The following is a 16,719-nucleotide window of genomic DNA, read 5'->3' on the forward strand; positions in this document are numbered from 1 at the left end:
AAAAGTTTACCTTACTTGTCGAATCCCCGATCTCTTGACGAGACCGGATCATCTGGCATCTGATCTTTTCCTTTTAACACTTCTTCTTGTTGTTCGGGCGAAAGCTCAAGTTCCTTGTCCGTCAAACGTTTTCGTTCATCTTCAAACTTTTCGTTTGGTCGATCCGTTCCTTTTGGAGCCATTTTGCTTCCCTCCCTCTTCAAGACAAAATCAGTTGTCTAAGGACTCTACTACTTTTACCGACAAGTCAACATCGATGTTGCCGCGTGTTGCTTTTGAGTACGGGCAAAACTGGTGTGTTTTCTCGAGTAGATCTTTTGCTTCTTCTTCTGTTACTCCAACCACTTCAACGACAAGTTTCGCTGCGATTTTGACACCGCCCGCTTCTTCGTCCTCGATGAGGCTGACTTCAGAATTCGTGCGTGTTTCTACTCGCTTTTTATCTTGACGTGCCATTAAGTTAAAGGCCCCATCAAAACAAGCCGCATATCCGGCTGCAAATAATTGTTCCGGATTCGATGTTGGTATATTTTCTTTGCCCTTTGTACCAGGCATTACGAGATCTAAATTAATTACGTTATCGTCAGAGGCGACCTTTCCATCGCGTCCCCCTACTGCAGTTGCGCGTGAAGTAAGAATTGTTTTCGTCATGAATAAGAACCCCTTTATCAGCTAATTTTTAGTAGCATGTTTTGGCCACATAAACAGTAATACCACTGTCAGCATGAGAATAAACAATCAAATATCTTTAAGCGAACAAAAAAGGCTACGCATGCGCGCAACCTTTTTATGTTCAGACGATGTCTTCTGTCACCGGTTCTTTCTCCGGTAATTGGAGATAAATCGATTTCACCTGATGATTGTCGACCTCCATCACTTTGACCGTATGGTTTTTGTAACGGAACTCCTGTCCACTTGATACTTCCGTATCTTGCGCCATCACCCATCCACCGATCGTATCGATATCCTCTTCCTCGATTCCGAGATTAAAACGTTCGTTTAAATCATCAATCAAGACACGACCGGAAATCCGATACAACCGTTCATGGATCTGCTCGATATCTGCTTTTTCATCTTTATCGAATTCATCCCGGATTTCGCCGACGATTTCTTCCAGTATATCCTCCATCGTGATGACACCGGCTGTCCCGCCGTACTCATCGATGACAAGAGCCATCGGCGTCCGTTCGACTTGCATTTTCAGCATGGCGTCCTGTAATGGGGAGTATTCCGAAACGATCGGTAAATTGTGCACGTAATAGCTCAACGCCTTGCCTTTGTTTGCCATATGATCCGTAAACAATTGTTTCGCATTGATGAAGCCAAGAATTTTATCCTTGTCGCCTTCTTCCGCGACAGGATATCGCGTGAACTGATATTCTTCGACCAAGGCGATGATATCCTGCATCGATGCGTCATTTGAAATGGTGATCAAATCCGTCCGCGGCAACATGATATCCTTTGCGATTCGTTCGTCAAAAGAAAAGATGTTCTGCATGTAAGACAATTCGGTTTGATTGATTTCACCGCTCTTATAGCTTTGTGTCATGATGATTTTGATTTCTTCTTCCGAATGGGCATCTTCATGTCCGGCCGGTTCGACACCAAACAAACGTAAGAATACACGGGCCGATCCGTTTAATAACCAGATGACCGGTTTCATCACTTTACCGAACCAGTAGAGTGGTGGTGCCAGTAACATCGTGATGGCTTCCGTCTTTTGAATCGCCAATGACTTAGGGGCAAGTTCGCCGAGGACGACGTGTAAAAACGTTACGACGGAAAATGCCAAAGTAAACGAAACGACGGTTGAAACGGATTGCGGAAGTTCAATTTCCTTGAAGAGCATCTCAAGAATAGCCCCAACCGTCGATTCGCCTAACCATCCTAAACCAAGTGCCGTCACGGTGATCCCGAGCTGACAGGCAGACAGATAATAGTCGAGGTTCTCCACTAATTTTTTCGCCGTCTTTGCGGTCTTACTGCCTTCTGTGATCAATTGATCGATTCGGGACATCCTCATCTTGACAACCGAAAATTCTGCTGCGACAAAAAATGCGGTCAACACAATTAATAGTGCAATGATCAAAAGCCGAATGATAATCGTTGTTGTATCGAATGTCTCCACTGCGTGTGTACTGTCCAATCGTTTCCCCAAACTAAGGGGATTCACCTCCATTTAATTAAGCCGGCATGCATTATGCCGGTCTTCTCCATCAAAAAGAAGCCTGTTTTAAGTAACAAGCTTCTCTACTTTTTCATATTCATACTATAACGGAACTCTTGCAAAATGTGTACTTGCAGGCAAATCTTCTTTTCATTTAGACGACGTACATGATAAACACGACGATCATCAACAACATCGCAATCCCTTTCAGTAAAGCACTCGAGAGAATTCCGAGCACCGTTCCGATCCCGATGGAAACCGAATCTTTCCATGTCTTTTTACTGATGATTTTTTCGGTCAAGATGGCAAACACAAACGGGAAAATCAGCAGACCGATTCCCGGAATGATAAACGGTCCTGTAATCAAACCAACGGTCGTTGCAATCTTTGCCGCCTGTGATCCTCCACGCCGGTCGACGGTATAAGAGCTGACCAGATAATCCAAGGTAAAGAGCAAGATGATAAACACTGTCTGGATGATCCAAAAGCTGACGGTTAGTTCCGTGAAGCTGAATCCAAACCCGTAAATTAAAAATCCGACGATGAGTAATGGTGCACTTGGTATGACAGGATACACAAGCCCGGCGAAGGCCGCTAAAAAACATAATGCAATTAAAATCCACAATAAGGTCGTCATGCCAATCTCCTACTTTCTAATTTCTTTCCTTTTTCTATTACGTTCAGTGTCTTCTTCAGGTTTCATAAAAGAGCTTTCTCCTGTGCCTGTTCCAGATGTCGACGATCCCACTCATTTAACGCGGACCAGTCCACTTCCGAACAAACAAACGGAATGAATCGGTCAATGCTCACCTTGTGTTCCGGCAGTGCATCCCGTTTCATGATTTCAAGGGCTTCAAGCATCGTCGCAAGCACTGAAATATCTTCTTCACCGTAATGTCTCAATTGGTAAAACGTCAGATAAAGGAAGTCTGAAAACGCTAATCGATTGACCGTAACAGCCCCTTCTCCGGTCACCAACAGATCCCCATCCTGCAAGACGGTGTAGCGTCTCAACAAATCTCCGATTTGCCGCATCGCATGCCGCGCCGTGTTTGGATCGTTGATACCGGGTGAAATCGCCCGGAGCGCCACTTCTGTCAACTTTTGAATCACAAACGGAAAATCTTGTTCTGCTGATCGTGTTGGTCCGATGATAATTCCCTGTTCCACTTCTTGTTGAGCGGCACTGCCGATACGTTGTCCCTGCGTGACGTAACTCCCGATCGCAACATCGATTGTCACCCGCTGACCCGATTTCATCACGGCATCATAATCGATGGCTTGTAGATAACCCGTTTGCGCAGCTGTCACATGGAAGGGATAAGACTCTTCCTGACTCGATACCAGTTGATAGTGCCCTTCTTTGATGGCATCGATGTGTTCGGTAATCAATGTACATCCTTCTTCATGCAGGCGATCAAGTAATGTCGTCACCCGAATCGACTGACTGACGATGTGGACGAAAGCAACAAACGCGATGATGGCAATCAAGACGACGATGACTGCAACAGCAGAGGCGACGACGCTGTCCTTTAGCGAAGGACGCATGAAAAACAGCATCGTGATCGAATAGGTGACGGTCCCGATAAAAATGCCAAAGATGTGTTGGACTTGCCGGTTCTCAATGAAATTCGGTAACGTCCGGGGTGAAAATTGGGATGAATAGGTTGTCAGGACAACTAAAATCGTCGAGAACGTGAATGTCATCATCGTCAGCAATCCCGTAAATACAGCGCTGTGGATGGTTTGTGCCAGTCCGAGTGTCGTTTTCCAGTCGTTCGGGAACAACTCTTTTGCGTATAGATCGATGGCCAGGACCAACGCTGTTAAAAATGCTCCCCCTACACCATAAAGGAGAGGCCACCACCAATTTGTCTCTCGATACAATAATTTCAACTTCTGCATGCCTCAATCACTCCACTCTTAAATATACCGCTATATTTTTTAATTCCTGTTTCTTCATCTAGTAAAACGTGTTCGATATATCTTTTTAAAACTTGCCGAGTCAATTCATTTTGTGAAAGTGTAAGTTTGTGTTTTACTTCTCCACATAACGTGAATAACTTAACTGTTATCAAAAACGAATTGGAGATGAATATCCATGCAACAGCAAACAGAATCAACAATCCATACAGATTTCACGAAGATTTTTATTAACGGTCAGTGGCGCAAAGGCGCAAGTGACAGCAACATGACAAACACAAATCCCTTCACAGGCGAAACATTATTTGAGATTTCAGCAGCAAACAACGAAGACTTGGATGATGCTTATCAATCTGCGAAAGTCGCGCAAAAAGAGTGGGCGAAAGTTCCGGCATTGAAACGCCAAGGACTCATCGAACAGTTCTTAAAAGTGATGTACGAAGAAAAAGAAACAATCATCGACTGGCTGATTAAAGAATCCGGCAGTACACGGATTAAAGCAGAAGGCGAGTTTCTCGCGTCTGTCTTAATCGTTAAAGAAGCTGCCACATTCCCGTTGCGGATGCACGGAGAAATTCGTCCATCTGTCGTTCCGGGCAAAGAAAACCGGATTTACCGGAAAGCACTTGGTGTCATCGGCATCATCAGTCCTTGGAACTTCCCGTTCCACCTTGCTATCCGTTCGATCGCTACGGCTATCGCAATCGGAAACGCGGTCGTCGTTAAACCGGCAACCGATACACCGGTATCAGGCGGCTTGATCTTTGCAAGTCTCTTCGAAAAAGCGGGTCTGCCAAAAGGTGTCTTAAACGTCATCGTCGGTCGCGGATCAGAAATCGGCGACTCCATCGTCGAGCACCCGGTCCCACGTTTGATTTCCTTCACAGGTTCAACGGAAGTGGGTCGCCATATCGGTGAGCTGGCCGGGAAACACCTGAAAAAAACTGCTCTTGAACTCGGTGGAAACAACGTCTTCGTCGTTCTTGATGATGCAGACTTAGATCGTGCGGTCGAATCCGCTGTTTACAGCAAATTCTATCACCAAGGTCAAATCTGTATGTCGACGAACCGAATTCTCGTTGCTCAATCGATTCACGATGAATTCGTCGAAAAATATGTCGCTCGTGTCAAAGAGCTTCAATTCGGTGATCCATCAAACGGTCGGACGCAAGTTGGTCCACTGATCAACCAATCACAAGTTGATCGCATCATGGAAGAAATCGAAAAAACAAAAGCTGCTGGTGCAACAGTTCGTGTCGGCGGTGAAGCAGACGGTAACGTCATCGCACCTACTGTCGTCACTGGTGTTACAAATGACATGCCGCTCGCTAAAAACGAAATCTTCGGACCGGTCGCTGTCATCATTCCATTCAAAGATGATGCAGAAGCACTTGAACTCGCAAACTCACTTCCTTACGGATTAAGTGGTGCTGTTCACGGTTCTTCTATTGAACGGGCAACAGAATTTGCGCTTCAAGTTGAAACAGGCATGATCCACATCAACGATCAGTCGGTTAACGATGAGCCACATATGCCGTTTGGCGGCGAAAAAGATTCAGGTCTTGGCCGCTTTAACGGAGAATGGGTTCTCGAAGAGTTCTCGACGGTACAATGGTTATCCGTCATGCACGAACGCCGTCAATACAAACCGTTTTTCGAATAAGATAATTGCACGATAGGAAGTACGGGTTCTCCCGTACTTCTACATATGAAAGGAAGATGTAACATGCCATTACTTCGTTTTGATGTCATCGAAGGACGCTCGGATGAAGAATTAAAGTTATTACTCGATACAGCACATGAAGCGATGCTCGAAGCGTTTGATGTACCGGAACGGGACCGCTATCAAATCGTTCATACCCACAAAGCAAACGAAATGGTCATCCAAGATACCGGTCTTGGACTCACACGGACGAATCGTGTCGTCCTAATCAGTGTGACGAGTAAGACACGAACCGAGGAAAAGAAACAGGCACTCTACCGTTTACTCGCTGAGCGGCTGGAAGCGGTATGCGGACTGGCGCCAAGTGATTTAATGGTTTCCATTGTTGAAAATGATGCTGCAGATTGGAGCTTCGGTCTCGGCAAAGCACAATTTTTAACAGGTGATCTTTAAACCGTTTTGCGTATTTATAAAAGGAGTCTGAACTCGGTGTATACCGAGTTCAGACTCCTTTTCCAATTACTTTTGCTGTTCTGCCGGATTTTCACGTTGTAGCGGTGCCTTCCAGTCAAAGGTCTCCGGTACAAAATCAAGACCACCCGGATGAAACGGCTGACATCTCATCAATCGTCGGGTCGTCAAATAGCCGCCTTTAATGGCGCCATGTTTTTCGATTGCTTCTTTGCCGTAATGAGAACACGTCGGATAAAATCGGCACGTCGCCGGTTTCATCGGTGAAATCACTTTCTGATAAAAGTGAATACCGCCAAGCATGATTTTTTTCATTTTTCCCCACCTTCTTTTCCCAACTGTAACGCATATCAAAAGGATTTTCTGTTTGAGTGAATTATACTACTTCTGACAACTACTAAAAAGGAAGTGTACCTATGAAGGCTCTTACGTTTCGCTCCTTCGGAGATTCCAGTGTCCTGACCTATCAAGAACATCCGACGCCTGAACTTCGTCCGAATGAAGTATTGATTGAGATGAAAGCCATCGGTCTGAATTTTGCCGACATCTATCGTCGCAAAGGAAATTATCATTTAGAGGGAACGCCACCCTACCTGTTAGGATATGAAGGGGCAGGCATCATTACCAAACTAGGAGACGCTGTACCGGACTTGCAGGTCGGTCAACGGGTCGCCTTCGCCGATGTTCCGAATGCCAATGCCGAGTTCGTCGCGGCACCATTTGATAAAGTCATCCCGTTACCGGATTCGATTTCTTATGAAACAGCTGCTTCGATCTTATTACAAGGATTGACCGCGCACTATTTGACACGGGACAGTTATGACATCCATCCGCGTGATCTGGTGTTGATTCATGCAGCAGCCGGAGGTGTCGGGCAACTGTTGACACAAATCGTCCGGTTACGCGGTGCGGTTCCAATCGGTCTGACATCCTCGACGGAGAAAGCAGACATCGCAAAACAAAATGGCTGTGAGCATGTGTTCCTGTATGCAGACGACTGGGTTGAAAAGATTCTCACGCTGACGGATCAACGAGGAATTGACGTTGTTTACGAGTCCGTTGGTTCCACGCTGATGGAAAGCTTCCGGGCAACGAAAATCCACGGGACCGTTGTCTTTTACGGTATGGCGGGCGGCGATCCTGTCGCCGTCGATCCCCGCTTGTTGATGGACAGTTCCAAAACGTTGACGGGTGGCGACCTTTGGAATGTCTTGACGACTCGGGAAGAACGGATTCGCCGCGCCGGCGAATTATTCAGTTGGATTGCATCAGATCAATTACAACTCGCTTCCCCTACACTTTTTGCGCTTTCCGATGGTCGACGGGCGCACGATTACCTCGAGAGCCGGCAAAGTACCGGCAAAATTTTGTTGATCCCATGATGGTTAACTAATCGCTGAATCATGATCACTCCCTCACTTTGGTGAAGGGAGTTTTTTGATGTTTTCTGTTCTTAATGATTACAAACAAGAAACAGTTCTCTTGCTCAGCAATTCATTTGCTTAAGTAGTTGCATTCCACTCTTAAAAAGCGTAAAGTAAATCTCATCAAAACCAGAAACTCAAATTAGTTTTTAGTTTCAAGAAGGAGATCTGATTTATGTTTCGCTCAGAATGGAAAAAATTAAAAAGCCCGATGATGATTATCGTGATTCTTGCTCTCATCCTTGTGCCGTTCCTTTACAATTCGATCTTTTTATCTGCGTTCTGGGATCCGTACGGTCAAACGGAGAACATTAAAGTAGCCGTTGTCAACGAAGACAAGGCGACGAAGTTTGAAGGCGAAAAAATTGATATCGGGAATCAATTCGTCAAAAAGCTGAAAAAAAACAACGATTTTGACTGGCAGTATCTGTCCCGGAAAGAAGCCGCAAAACAATTGCGCTCCGGGGATATTTACATGACCGTCGTCATTCCAAAGAAGTTTTCGCATAACGCAACGACTTTACTGGACGATCATCCGAAAAAAATCGAGTTGGAGTATTATCTCAATCCCGCAAAAAACTATTCCGGTACTCAAATTTCAAGTGCCGCTGCTAAACAATTAAATGAAAAAATCCGTAAATCCGTAACCAAACAGTACAGTAGCGCGATTTTTGGATCACTAAAAAAAATCGCCAAAGGATTCGAAGATGCTTCGGAAGGTTCTGCTAAACTCGAGGACGGTGCCAAAAAAACGACAGACGGCGCCAAGACGCTTACGACCAACCTCGGAAAACTGACGAGCGGAACCAATACTTTATCGACGAATTTAACGAAAGCGAATGATGGTTCTGCTCAAATCTCAACCGGTTTGAACACACTTACTGATGGAACACAAACGCTCGCAGAAAAGTCTGGTGAACTATCAAGCGGTCTGAACCAACTTGATGACAACAGCGCCAAACTGATTAAAGGATCAACAGATTTGCAGGCAGGATCGACTAAACTGCGTCAAGGCATCGAAACAGCTTCCGGTGGAACGACTGAACTTCGCCAAGGTCTTGAGACGGCTTCTGCCGGAGCATCGAAGCTCGACAATAACCTGCCGAAATTTACTGCTGGCCTTAATCAACTAAACGATAAAGCGCAAGAGGTCAATGCGACGATTACAGACTTAAACAATGCAGCTGCGACGTTAAAAACAGACTTAAGTGCACGTCGTGAAGCGATTGAAGCCAATGTCGCTAAAATCAAAGGTGTCATTTCGGCTTCCGAAACTTTATCTGAAGAAGAAAAAAATGCGTTACTTGCATCCATTGCAACCATGGAACAAGATGTACAAAATCTATCGCAACAAGAAACCGCACTTGATGCAAGTCTTGCTGCAGCTAATGACGCCACAGATAAAATCAATCAACTGGCGGTTGGTGGACAAGAAATTGCATCCGGTGTCTCACAACTGGATGGTGGTTTAGCAAAGCTGCTTGCCGGTTCAAAACGTTTGGAACAAGGACAAGCTCAACTGCTCACTGGAGCTAAAAGCTTAGAACAAGGACAAAACTCGCTCACTCAAGGCTTGACCACCTATACTGACGGTGTTCATAAAGCAGCCGAAGGAAGCACACAGCTGACGGCTGGTGCACAAAAAATTGCAACCGGTACGAATGATGCGAGCACGGCATCCGGCAAATTGACGTCAGCACTCGGTCAATTATCTGACGGTGCAGTTTCTCTTTCATCCGGTGCAGGACAATTAACAGACGGTGCTTCTCGTCTCGCGGACGGGAACTCAAAACTCGTTGACGGTGCTAACACCTTAAAAACAGAGCTCGGTAAAGGTGCTAAGGATGCTACCGTCAAGCCGTCCAACGAACGGGACAATATGCTCGCTGAACCGGTTGTCTTGAAAGAACATGACTATTCGACCGTCAACAACTATGGTTCTGGTCTGGCAGCCTATATTCTCAGCATTGCATTATTTGCCGGTGCCTTAATGTTCTCGTCGGTCTATCAAATCCGTCCGGAACACGGAGAAACCTTGACATGGCGTTTCCTTGTCGGGAAATTATCGCTCGTCTTACCAATCGGCGCCTTGCAGGGAATTGCCGCTTCCGCCGCCATCGTCTACGTACTGGATGCTGACGTCGCAAGCACACCTGCCCTGTACGGCTTTGCTGCATTGACCGGGATGACGTTCATCACGTTGCTGTTTACTTTAACGATGCTCTTTGGTCGCGTCGGTCAATTCAGTGCTTTCTTACTGCTGTTACTGCAAATCGGCGGCAGTGGCGGAACATTCCCGGTCGAAATGACACCAAGCTTCTTCCAGGCAATTCACCGCTTCCTTCCGATGACCTACTCGGTGACCGGTTTCCGGGAAGCACTCGGAATCGGTGTGACGGACACACTTATTTCAAACGGTCAGGTACTTGGTTTGATTCTATTCTCCGCCCTTGCGATCAGCTTTGCCGGTGCTTTAGGCGGGAAACGGATCCTACTTTCGACGAAAGCGAGAAAACGCCATGACACTGTCTGATAAGGAACATTTGATTTTAGATGCGGCAATGGCTTGTTTTTCTGAACTGGGTTATAAAGGAACGACGATTGAGCGGATCGCAAAACGCGCTCACGTCGGTAAGCCGACCGTCTATCAATTATTTGAAAGTAAACTCGATTTATTTGAATCGCTTGTTACACGTGTCCTGCAAGAAATGAAGGCCGAAGCTGAGAATGCCTATACAAAAACAGCTTCTGTCGAAGAGAACAAACAGGCGATGATTGATGCGATCGTCAATCATCAACAGCAACATTTGTTCATTCTGCAAATCACCCAAGAGACACACACTTTAAAATTACAGGAAATGTTTGAGTTGCGCGTACGGATTGAGCAGCATATCGTCGAGTACATCAAGAACTTGCTCGAGACACGTTTAGAACTCGAGCAACGCTCTCCGGAAGTTCCGGTCGAAGTGACGGCTTTCTTACTGTTCAAGACCTATATTGCGTTGATTTCTGAATGGCCGTTGATCGGCCCGCCACTCGACTTGAAAACAATCAGCCAAGCGATGTTAAAGTTGTTATAATAAAATAGCCTCTCAATAAATTGAGAGGCTATTTTTGCGTTATCGATTCCCAATCGTACCTGAATGGAGTGTTTTATTTGTCTCAACTTTTACTGTCCAATCTTCTCTTTACGTTAGCTTTACTGGTCTACGTCATTGTTTCGCTTTTTGATATGTGGAAAGCTTACACCCGTACCAGTTCTAAAACAGATTTTCTATTTTTTATTTTGACGTTAATCACCTTATTTATCGGATTTCTTGCCTCCCCTTTTCTCGCACTTGCTTTTCAGTGGAAACGAAGCCGGGCGAAGCGGGTCATCGGGATTCTACTGATTGGTATCCCTTTGACTCTTGTTCTGGTAAGTCGCTTTTTATAATACAAGCGTTCCTGACGAAACGACCCGTAACTTTTTGTGCGGGTCATTTTGTCATGTTCTCCCGCCTAAAAAAAGTTTACGCAACAGTTCTTTTTCCGGCATCGGTGCCGCATTAAACGCTTCTAAGTACGGTCGGTCATCATACTCCACTTCAATGACATCCACCTTCCACTCTCCGCCGCTCCGCTCGACTAAGGCGAATGGTGCCACAGCTTCCGGCTGACAGCCGAGCGCTCCCGGGTTTAAGTACGTTACGCCCTCTGCCCGGATGACTTGTTCCGGATGATGGTGTCCAAAACAAATCAGGCTCGCCTGGTGTCCTTTAAACAGATTTGGCAAGGATTGTTCTGTTCCGTCAACCGCTTTCGCCAATGGTTCCTCTCCGATGGGTTTCTGTTCATCCAGATACGCATAATGTGTAAACAATGCTTCCTGTTTCGAAAATGTCTTTCGGACGGTTCTTGGGAGCTGCTCCAAAAAACGTTGATTGTCCGGTGTTAACTGATCGGCAATCCATTGATGATGGTTTTTCGCATGACGGTAACTGTCCGGATATTTTTGACCATGTATCAACGCAAGGACATTCTCATCATGATTCCCGCTGATGGTCGTCATTTGTGGTGTCGATCGCACAATTTCGATGACTTCATTCGTTTGTGGTCCGATACCAATCAAATCTCCGAGACAGAAAATTTCTGAGACACCTGTTTCTTCCGTTATTCTTTTTAAAACTGCTTCTAATGCCGTTGCATTGCCGTGAATATCCGTAATGACTGCAAATTTCATGTAAACGCCCCCATCGCTAATTTAACGCCATTCCTGCCTTTTCCCTTGTTTCATACGAAAAATCCATAAAAAATAAATTGTCAGAAAATATTGATTATTCGTTTTAGCCATGTTAGGCTTAGAAAAATTCACGGAGAGGAGAACACCTTTATGTCTTTACACCAAACTGCAGGCCGACTGATTATTCTATGCTCGAGGGACTGAAACCTTTCCGATGACATTTCGGAATTGATTTTGGGCCCTCCTTTCGATGCATCGAATGAGGCGCCCGCAGGAATGATGGCGCCTATCCGATAACGGATAGGTTTTTTTAATGGCAAAACGAAAAAGAGAGAGGATGAGTGAGTTGAAGGAATATGCGATGGATCGAATGGTGAAAGTGTCTGCCGGTATGGCGAATGCCGTCTTGGTGACGTTAGGAGTAGGATTATTGATTGAAACGTTCGGCAACTTGTTACATATTGAGATGCTGTTGACGATTGGCGGTGTTGCCAAGGTCCTGCTTGCACCTGCTCTTGGAGCCGGCATCGCTTATCAACTCGGCGGGAATACGCTTGTTTTATTCAGTGCCATGATTGCCGCAACGATTGGCGGAGCGGCACTTCAGCCAACGGACGCCGGACTTGTCCTCGTGCCGGGTCAACCAATCAGTGCATTGCTCGCTGCTGCCGTCGCCGTATTCGTCGGTAAACGAATGACCGGGAAAACCAAATTCGATATGATGGTCATTCCCGTCAGCGCCGTTCTTGCCGGTGGTGTGACAGGCATCGCTGCCGCTGCTGTTACGACACCTTTATTAACACGATTCAGTGCTATGGTCACGACATCCGTCGAATCTTCTCCAATCGCGACATCACTTGTCATCGCCCTTATTTTTAGTGTCTTATTGATGTCACCTGCTTCATCTGCCGCACTCGCGATTGCTCTTCAGCTCGATCCCGTCGCCAGTGCTGCTGCCTTGATCGGTTGCTCCGCCCAGTTCGTCGGCTTTACGTTGATGGCTTATCGTCAGACCGATCCCGGTGGATTGATTGCTTCTTTCTTCGTCACACCAAAAGTCCAGTTTCCAAACATCGTCAAAAATCCACGATTGGTCGTCGCTCCGTTCTTGGCTGCCATGATTTCAGCGCCGATCGCGACACTTGTTCTCTCACTGGAAGTACCGTACGAATTAGCGGGACTTGGTCTAAACTCGATGATTGCGCCGCTCAACATCTTCGTCAATCAAGGATTCAACGCCTTTCTTGTCTTTGTTGCGACCGGCGTGCTTCTTCCCGGTATCTTGACGCTCGTCTTTTACCGGATGACGACAATGGTCGGTTGGACAAAAATGGGCGATCTTCGTTTAGAGATCCAATAAGGCTCAATTGCTATTCCTTTCATTGTTAATGAAGGAATAGCTTTTTTTATCCAAAAAAATCCCGTTCATCAAAAGATGATCGGGATTTTGGTATGATTCTGACTGGGCTCGAACCAGCGACCTCTACCCTGTCAAGGTAGCGCTCTCCCAGCTGAGCTACAGAATCATGTGATGTCGTACTGGGTATATGTTTATTATAGCAACATATCGAAATGTGTAAAGTATTTTTTATGATTTTCTTTTATTTTTTTTCTTCTGTGGCAACAGTTCAAAGTTGCAGGGTTTTCCTCCGTCCTCTACTATGTAAATAAGCACATATAAAATAAAGGAGGGGTACCCGTTGAATTTTTTAACAAGATTTAGTTTGAAGAACTCAGTTGCCGTGTTTATTATTGCCATTCTTTTAATTTTAGGCGGCGTGTATTCGTTTACTCAGCTCAAAGTAGATCAGTTTCCTGAAATCGAATTTCCTCAAATTTCAGTAGAAGCCGTTTATCCAGGTGCATCCCCAGATGATGTCGACAAACAAGTCGTCTCAAAACTGGAAACCGCACTCAAAGGAGTCGAGGGCTCCACCAAAATTACGAGCTCTGCCTATGAAAGTATCGGGATCATCAATATCGAATTCCCATTTGATACGGATATGGACAAGGTCGAACAACAAATTGATGCTGCCATCCAAGATGCAAATCTTCCGGAAGAAGCAACAACAAAGTTAAATCGTTTTTCATTTGGATCGTTCCCGATCTACAACATTTCCTTCTTTAGTAAAGATGGAAAAGAAATTGAATCCTTATTAAAGGATGAAATCGAACCAGAACTCAACAAAATTCCCGGCATCAACAGTGTTTCCGTCGGTGGTTACAAAGACGACCTCGTTCAAATCACTGTCGACAATGATAAGGCGACAGCTGCCGGCTTGTCGTTAACCAGCATCAAAGAACAAATCAATGCCAAATACGTATCGTTCCCGTCTGGTCAACTTGCAGAAGGTGATTCAAAAATCCCGATTCGGGTCGAAGAAAAGCTGGAAAACTTAGATAAGTTAAAAAATCTTCAGCTGACCTCTACTGTTGCGTCAAGTCCGGCAACAGGCGCCCCATCAGGTCCTCCTGCAGGAGGATCCGGTTCAGAAACCGGTGCACCAGGTGCACCAGAAGAAGCAGAACCAGCAGAACCAATCCGTCTCGGAGATATCGCAGAAATCGAAGCCGTTTCCGAGCAAAGTGAAAAAACACGTTACAACTTAAAAGATTCGTTATCGATGGCCATCACGAAAAAACAAGATGCCAACACTGTTGAAATTGCAGATGGTGTCACAAACATCTTGAACAAATACGATGATCAAATCGATTATACGATCGGAATCGATTCAGCTAAAGATATTGAGGAGTCGGTTGCCACTCTCGTAAAAGAAGGATTACTCGGTGCCTTGTTTGCTTCTCTTGCCGTCCTCCTCTTCTTACGAAACATCCGGGCGACCATCATTGCCATCGTCTCGATCCCGCTGTCGATTTTAATTGCGGCGATCTTCTTGAACTGGCAGGACATCTCGCTAAATATCATGACCCTTGGTGGTATGGCGGTTGCCGTCGGTCGTGTCGTCGATGACAGTATCGTCGTCATCGAAAATATCTTCCGGCGGGTCCGAAAATCAGATTCAGGTATGACGAATGAAATCATCGAGCAATCGACGAAAGAGATCTTAAAAGCGATCACGTCTTCTACCTTGACGACCGTCGTTGTCTTTTTACCAATCGGTTTTGTCGGTGGCATCACAGGGAAATTCTTCCTGCCATTCGCCTTGACGATCATCTTCTCGTTACTCGCTTCGCTTCTCGTTGCGATCACGATTGTACCAATCTTAGCGAAATTTGCCTTCAAAAAAGTACCTGCTGAAGAAAAAGAAGGTGCCTTGCAACGTTGGTATGGAAAACTGATTGAAAAATCACTGTCGCACAAAGCGATCATTCTCGTTGTTTCATTCTTATTGCTCGGCGGTTCGCTTGCAATCGTGCCGCAACTCGGGTTTACGTTCATTCCAAACGAAGCTTCCAAAACATTGACGGCTTCGCTTGAACTTCCCGCTGCAACATCTCTTGAGAAAACAAGTGATGTTTCGCTTAACATGGAAAAGATGTTCGACCAGGAAGACGCGATTGCCGATGTCACGACTTCAGTCGGTGCCCGTGATTTCACGACAGGTCTGCGTCTCGATAACAAAGCAAGTTACTTCTTGAATCTAAAAGACGGCGCTGATGTCGAACAGACGATCAAGTCGCTCGAAACACAGATGGAAGACATTGCGAAAGAAGACGACGTTGATGTTAAAATCAGTATCGCTGAACTTTCGACAGGTGGTCCGCCATCGAACAACAATGTCGATGTCGATCTATTCTCAACGGATCTTGAAGCGTTACAACAAGCAGCAAAACTCGTTGAAGATAACATGACTAAAAACAACGATTTGAAATACGTCACGAATAACTTCAGCGAGAAACAGAAACAGTTCCTCGTTGAGATTGATCCTGAAAAAGCAAGTGATCGTGGTTTATCCGGCTTCCAGATTCTTGGTACGGTCAACGATCAAACCAAACCGGTTACCGTCGGAACGCTTAACCTCGACGATAAAGACCAAAACGTTCAATTGTCTTACCAAGAAGATTTGACATCAAAAGCAGATCTTGAAAACGTACAGTTGTTCTCGGCAGCTGGTCCTGTCGCCTTAAAAGATGTCGCGACAGTAAACGAAGTCGAGACGTTCACGTCGATTCAGAAACTGGATGGAAAAGTGTACGCACGTGTTTCTGGACAAGTGAAGGGCGATAACGTCCAAACGGTTTCAAGCGACGTCAAAGCAGACGTCGAAAAAATCGACTTGCCCGACGGTGTCTCGTTAACGAGTGGTGGCGGAAACGACGATACGGTCGAAATCTTCCAATCGCTTGGTATTGCCATCGTCGTCGCCATCGGACTTGTCTACTTGACGATGCTGATCACGTTCGGAAAAGCACGGATTCCGTTCATCATCTTGTCATCGCTCATCTTCGTTCCGATCGGCTCACTCGTTACCTTGTTCTTGGCAAACGAGCCGTTATCCGTCAGTGTCATGATTGGTTTCTTGATGCTCATAGGTATCGTAACGACCAATGCCATCGTTCTCGTCGACCGGATTGGACAGAACATCACACGTGGTTTACCGATCCGCGAATCGTTGATCGAAGCTGGTAAAACACGACTTCGCCCAATCTTGATGACAGCATTCGCAACCATCATGGCCCTTGTTCCGCTGGCACTCACTACGTCATCCGGCACATTGATTTCAAAAGGTCTCGCCTTGACGGTCATCGGTGGATTAACGACTTCAACGCTCTTGACGTTGATCATTGTCCCTGTCGTCTACGAACTGTTCTTCTTCAAAAAAGTGAAAAAAGAACGTCAGTCCTAACAAAAAATCCTTCTCTCATTTATGAGGGAAGGATTTTTTTG

At 45.7% G+C, this 16,719-nt stretch carries 14 protein-coding genes and 1 tRNA gene; 7 read left to right on the forward strand and 8 right to left on the reverse strand.

Annotated elements, in window-relative coordinates; genetic code table 11:
- Positions 1 to 11: 11 nt before the first annotated feature.
- From P397_RS18025 to P397_RS0114295, 5 genes are all read right to left on the reverse strand, one after another.
- Positions 12 to 182: a hypothetical protein gene (locus tag P397_RS18025; protein WP_167331064.1), complete on the reverse strand. Its 171-nt coding sequence runs from the start codon at positions 180 to 182 to the stop codon at positions 12 to 14.
- A 28-nt stretch (positions 183 to 210) separates the two neighbouring features.
- Complete coding sequence (locus P397_RS0114280; protein ID WP_026833890.1) at positions 211 to 651, reverse strand: Ohr family peroxiredoxin; 441 nt, start codon at positions 649 to 651, stop codon at positions 211 to 213.
- A 142-nt stretch (positions 652 to 793) separates the two neighbouring features.
- Positions 794 to 2,158 carry a hemolysin family protein gene (locus P397_RS0114285; RefSeq protein WP_051524049.1) on the reverse strand — a complete coding sequence of 455 codons (1,365 nt, stop codon included), beginning with the start codon at positions 2,156 to 2,158 and terminating at the stop codon, positions 794 to 796.
- A gap of 163 nt (positions 2,159 to 2,321) precedes the next feature.
- Positions 2,322 to 2,804: a DUF456 domain-containing protein gene (locus P397_RS0114290; protein ID WP_028106937.1), complete on the reverse strand. Its 483-nt coding sequence runs from the start codon at positions 2,802 to 2,804 to the stop codon at positions 2,322 to 2,324.
- 62 nt (positions 2,805 to 2,866) lie between these two features.
- Positions 2,867 to 4,072, reverse strand: coding sequence for a DUF2254 domain-containing protein (locus P397_RS0114295; protein WP_028106938.1), 1,206 nt, complete (start codon positions 4,070 to 4,072; stop codon positions 2,867 to 2,869).
- 196 nt (positions 4,073 to 4,268) lie between these two features.
- Here P397_RS0114295 and P397_RS0114300 point away from each other — a divergent pair, with 196 nt between their 5' ends.
- Positions 4,269 to 5,753, forward strand: a complete 1,485-nt coding sequence (locus P397_RS0114300) for an aldehyde dehydrogenase family protein (protein WP_081776996.1) — start codon at positions 4,269 to 4,271, stop codon at positions 5,751 to 5,753.
- A 63-nt stretch (positions 5,754 to 5,816) separates the two neighbouring features.
- Positions 5,817 to 6,206, forward strand: a complete 390-nt coding sequence (locus P397_RS0114305) for a tautomerase family protein (RefSeq protein ID WP_026833895.1) — start codon at positions 5,817 to 5,819, stop codon at positions 6,204 to 6,206.
- A gap of 66 nt (positions 6,207 to 6,272) precedes the next feature.
- Here the strand turns inward: P397_RS0114305 and yidD are convergent, their stop codons facing one another.
- Positions 6,273 to 6,539 carry a membrane protein insertion efficiency factor YidD gene (gene yidD, locus P397_RS0114310; protein ID WP_026833896.1) on the reverse strand — a complete coding sequence of 89 codons (267 nt, stop codon included), beginning with the start codon at positions 6,537 to 6,539 and terminating at the stop codon, positions 6,273 to 6,275.
- 101 nt (positions 6,540 to 6,640) lie between these two features.
- On the opposite strand from yidD, the gene P397_RS0114315 reads away from it, so the two are divergent.
- The 3 genes from P397_RS0114315 (at position 6,641) to P397_RS0114325 (ending at position 10,728) form a co-directional block, all read left to right on the forward strand.
- Positions 6,641 to 7,606 carry a quinone oxidoreductase family protein gene (locus P397_RS0114315; protein ID WP_026833897.1) on the forward strand — a complete coding sequence of 322 codons (966 nt, stop codon included), beginning with the start codon at positions 6,641 to 6,643 and terminating at the stop codon, positions 7,604 to 7,606.
- A 217-nt stretch (positions 7,607 to 7,823) separates the two neighbouring features.
- A complete protein-coding gene (locus P397_RS0114320) occupies positions 7,824 to 10,181 on the forward strand; it encodes a YhgE/Pip domain-containing protein (protein ID WP_051524050.1) in 2,358 nt (785 codons plus the stop codon).
- Positions 10,168 to 10,728 carry a TetR/AcrR family transcriptional regulator gene (locus P397_RS0114325; RefSeq protein ID WP_026833899.1) on the forward strand — a complete coding sequence of 187 codons (561 nt, stop codon included), beginning with the start codon at positions 10,168 to 10,170 and terminating at the stop codon, positions 10,726 to 10,728. The genes P397_RS0114320 and P397_RS0114325 overlap by 14 nt, the downstream gene beginning before the upstream one ends.
- 407 nt (positions 10,729 to 11,135) lie before the next feature.
- On the opposite strand, the gene P397_RS0114335 is transcribed toward P397_RS0114325, so the two are convergent.
- The gene (locus P397_RS0114335; protein WP_028106941.1) at positions 11,136 to 11,870 is read right to left on the reverse strand and encodes a metallophosphoesterase family protein; all 735 of its coding nucleotides are present in this window, start codon (positions 11,868 to 11,870) and stop codon (positions 11,136 to 11,138) included.
- Positions 11,871 to 12,207: 337 nt separating this feature from the next.
- On the opposite strand from P397_RS0114335, the gene P397_RS0114340 reads away from it, so the two are divergent.
- A complete protein-coding gene (locus P397_RS0114340) occupies positions 12,208 to 13,230 on the forward strand; it encodes a PTS transporter subunit IIC (RefSeq protein WP_028106942.1) in 1,023 nt (340 codons plus the stop codon).
- A gap of 93 nt (positions 13,231 to 13,323) precedes the next feature.
- Here the strand turns inward: P397_RS0114340 and P397_RS0114345 are convergent.
- Positions 13,324 to 13,396, reverse strand: a tRNA-Val gene (locus tag P397_RS0114345).
- A 174-nt stretch (positions 13,397 to 13,570) separates the two neighbouring features.
- On the opposite strand from P397_RS0114345, the gene P397_RS0114350 reads away from it, so the two are divergent.
- Entirely contained in the window at positions 13,571 to 16,678 is a 3,108-nt protein-coding gene (locus tag P397_RS0114350) for an efflux RND transporter permease subunit (RefSeq protein ID WP_028106943.1), read from the forward strand.
- The last annotated feature ends 41 nt before the right edge of the window (positions 16,679 to 16,719 follow it).

This window comes from Exiguobacterium undae DSM 14481, from assembly GCF_000620805.1.
Classification (GTDB): Bacteria; Bacillota; Bacilli; order Exiguobacteriales; family Exiguobacteriaceae; genus Exiguobacterium_A; species Exiguobacterium_A undae.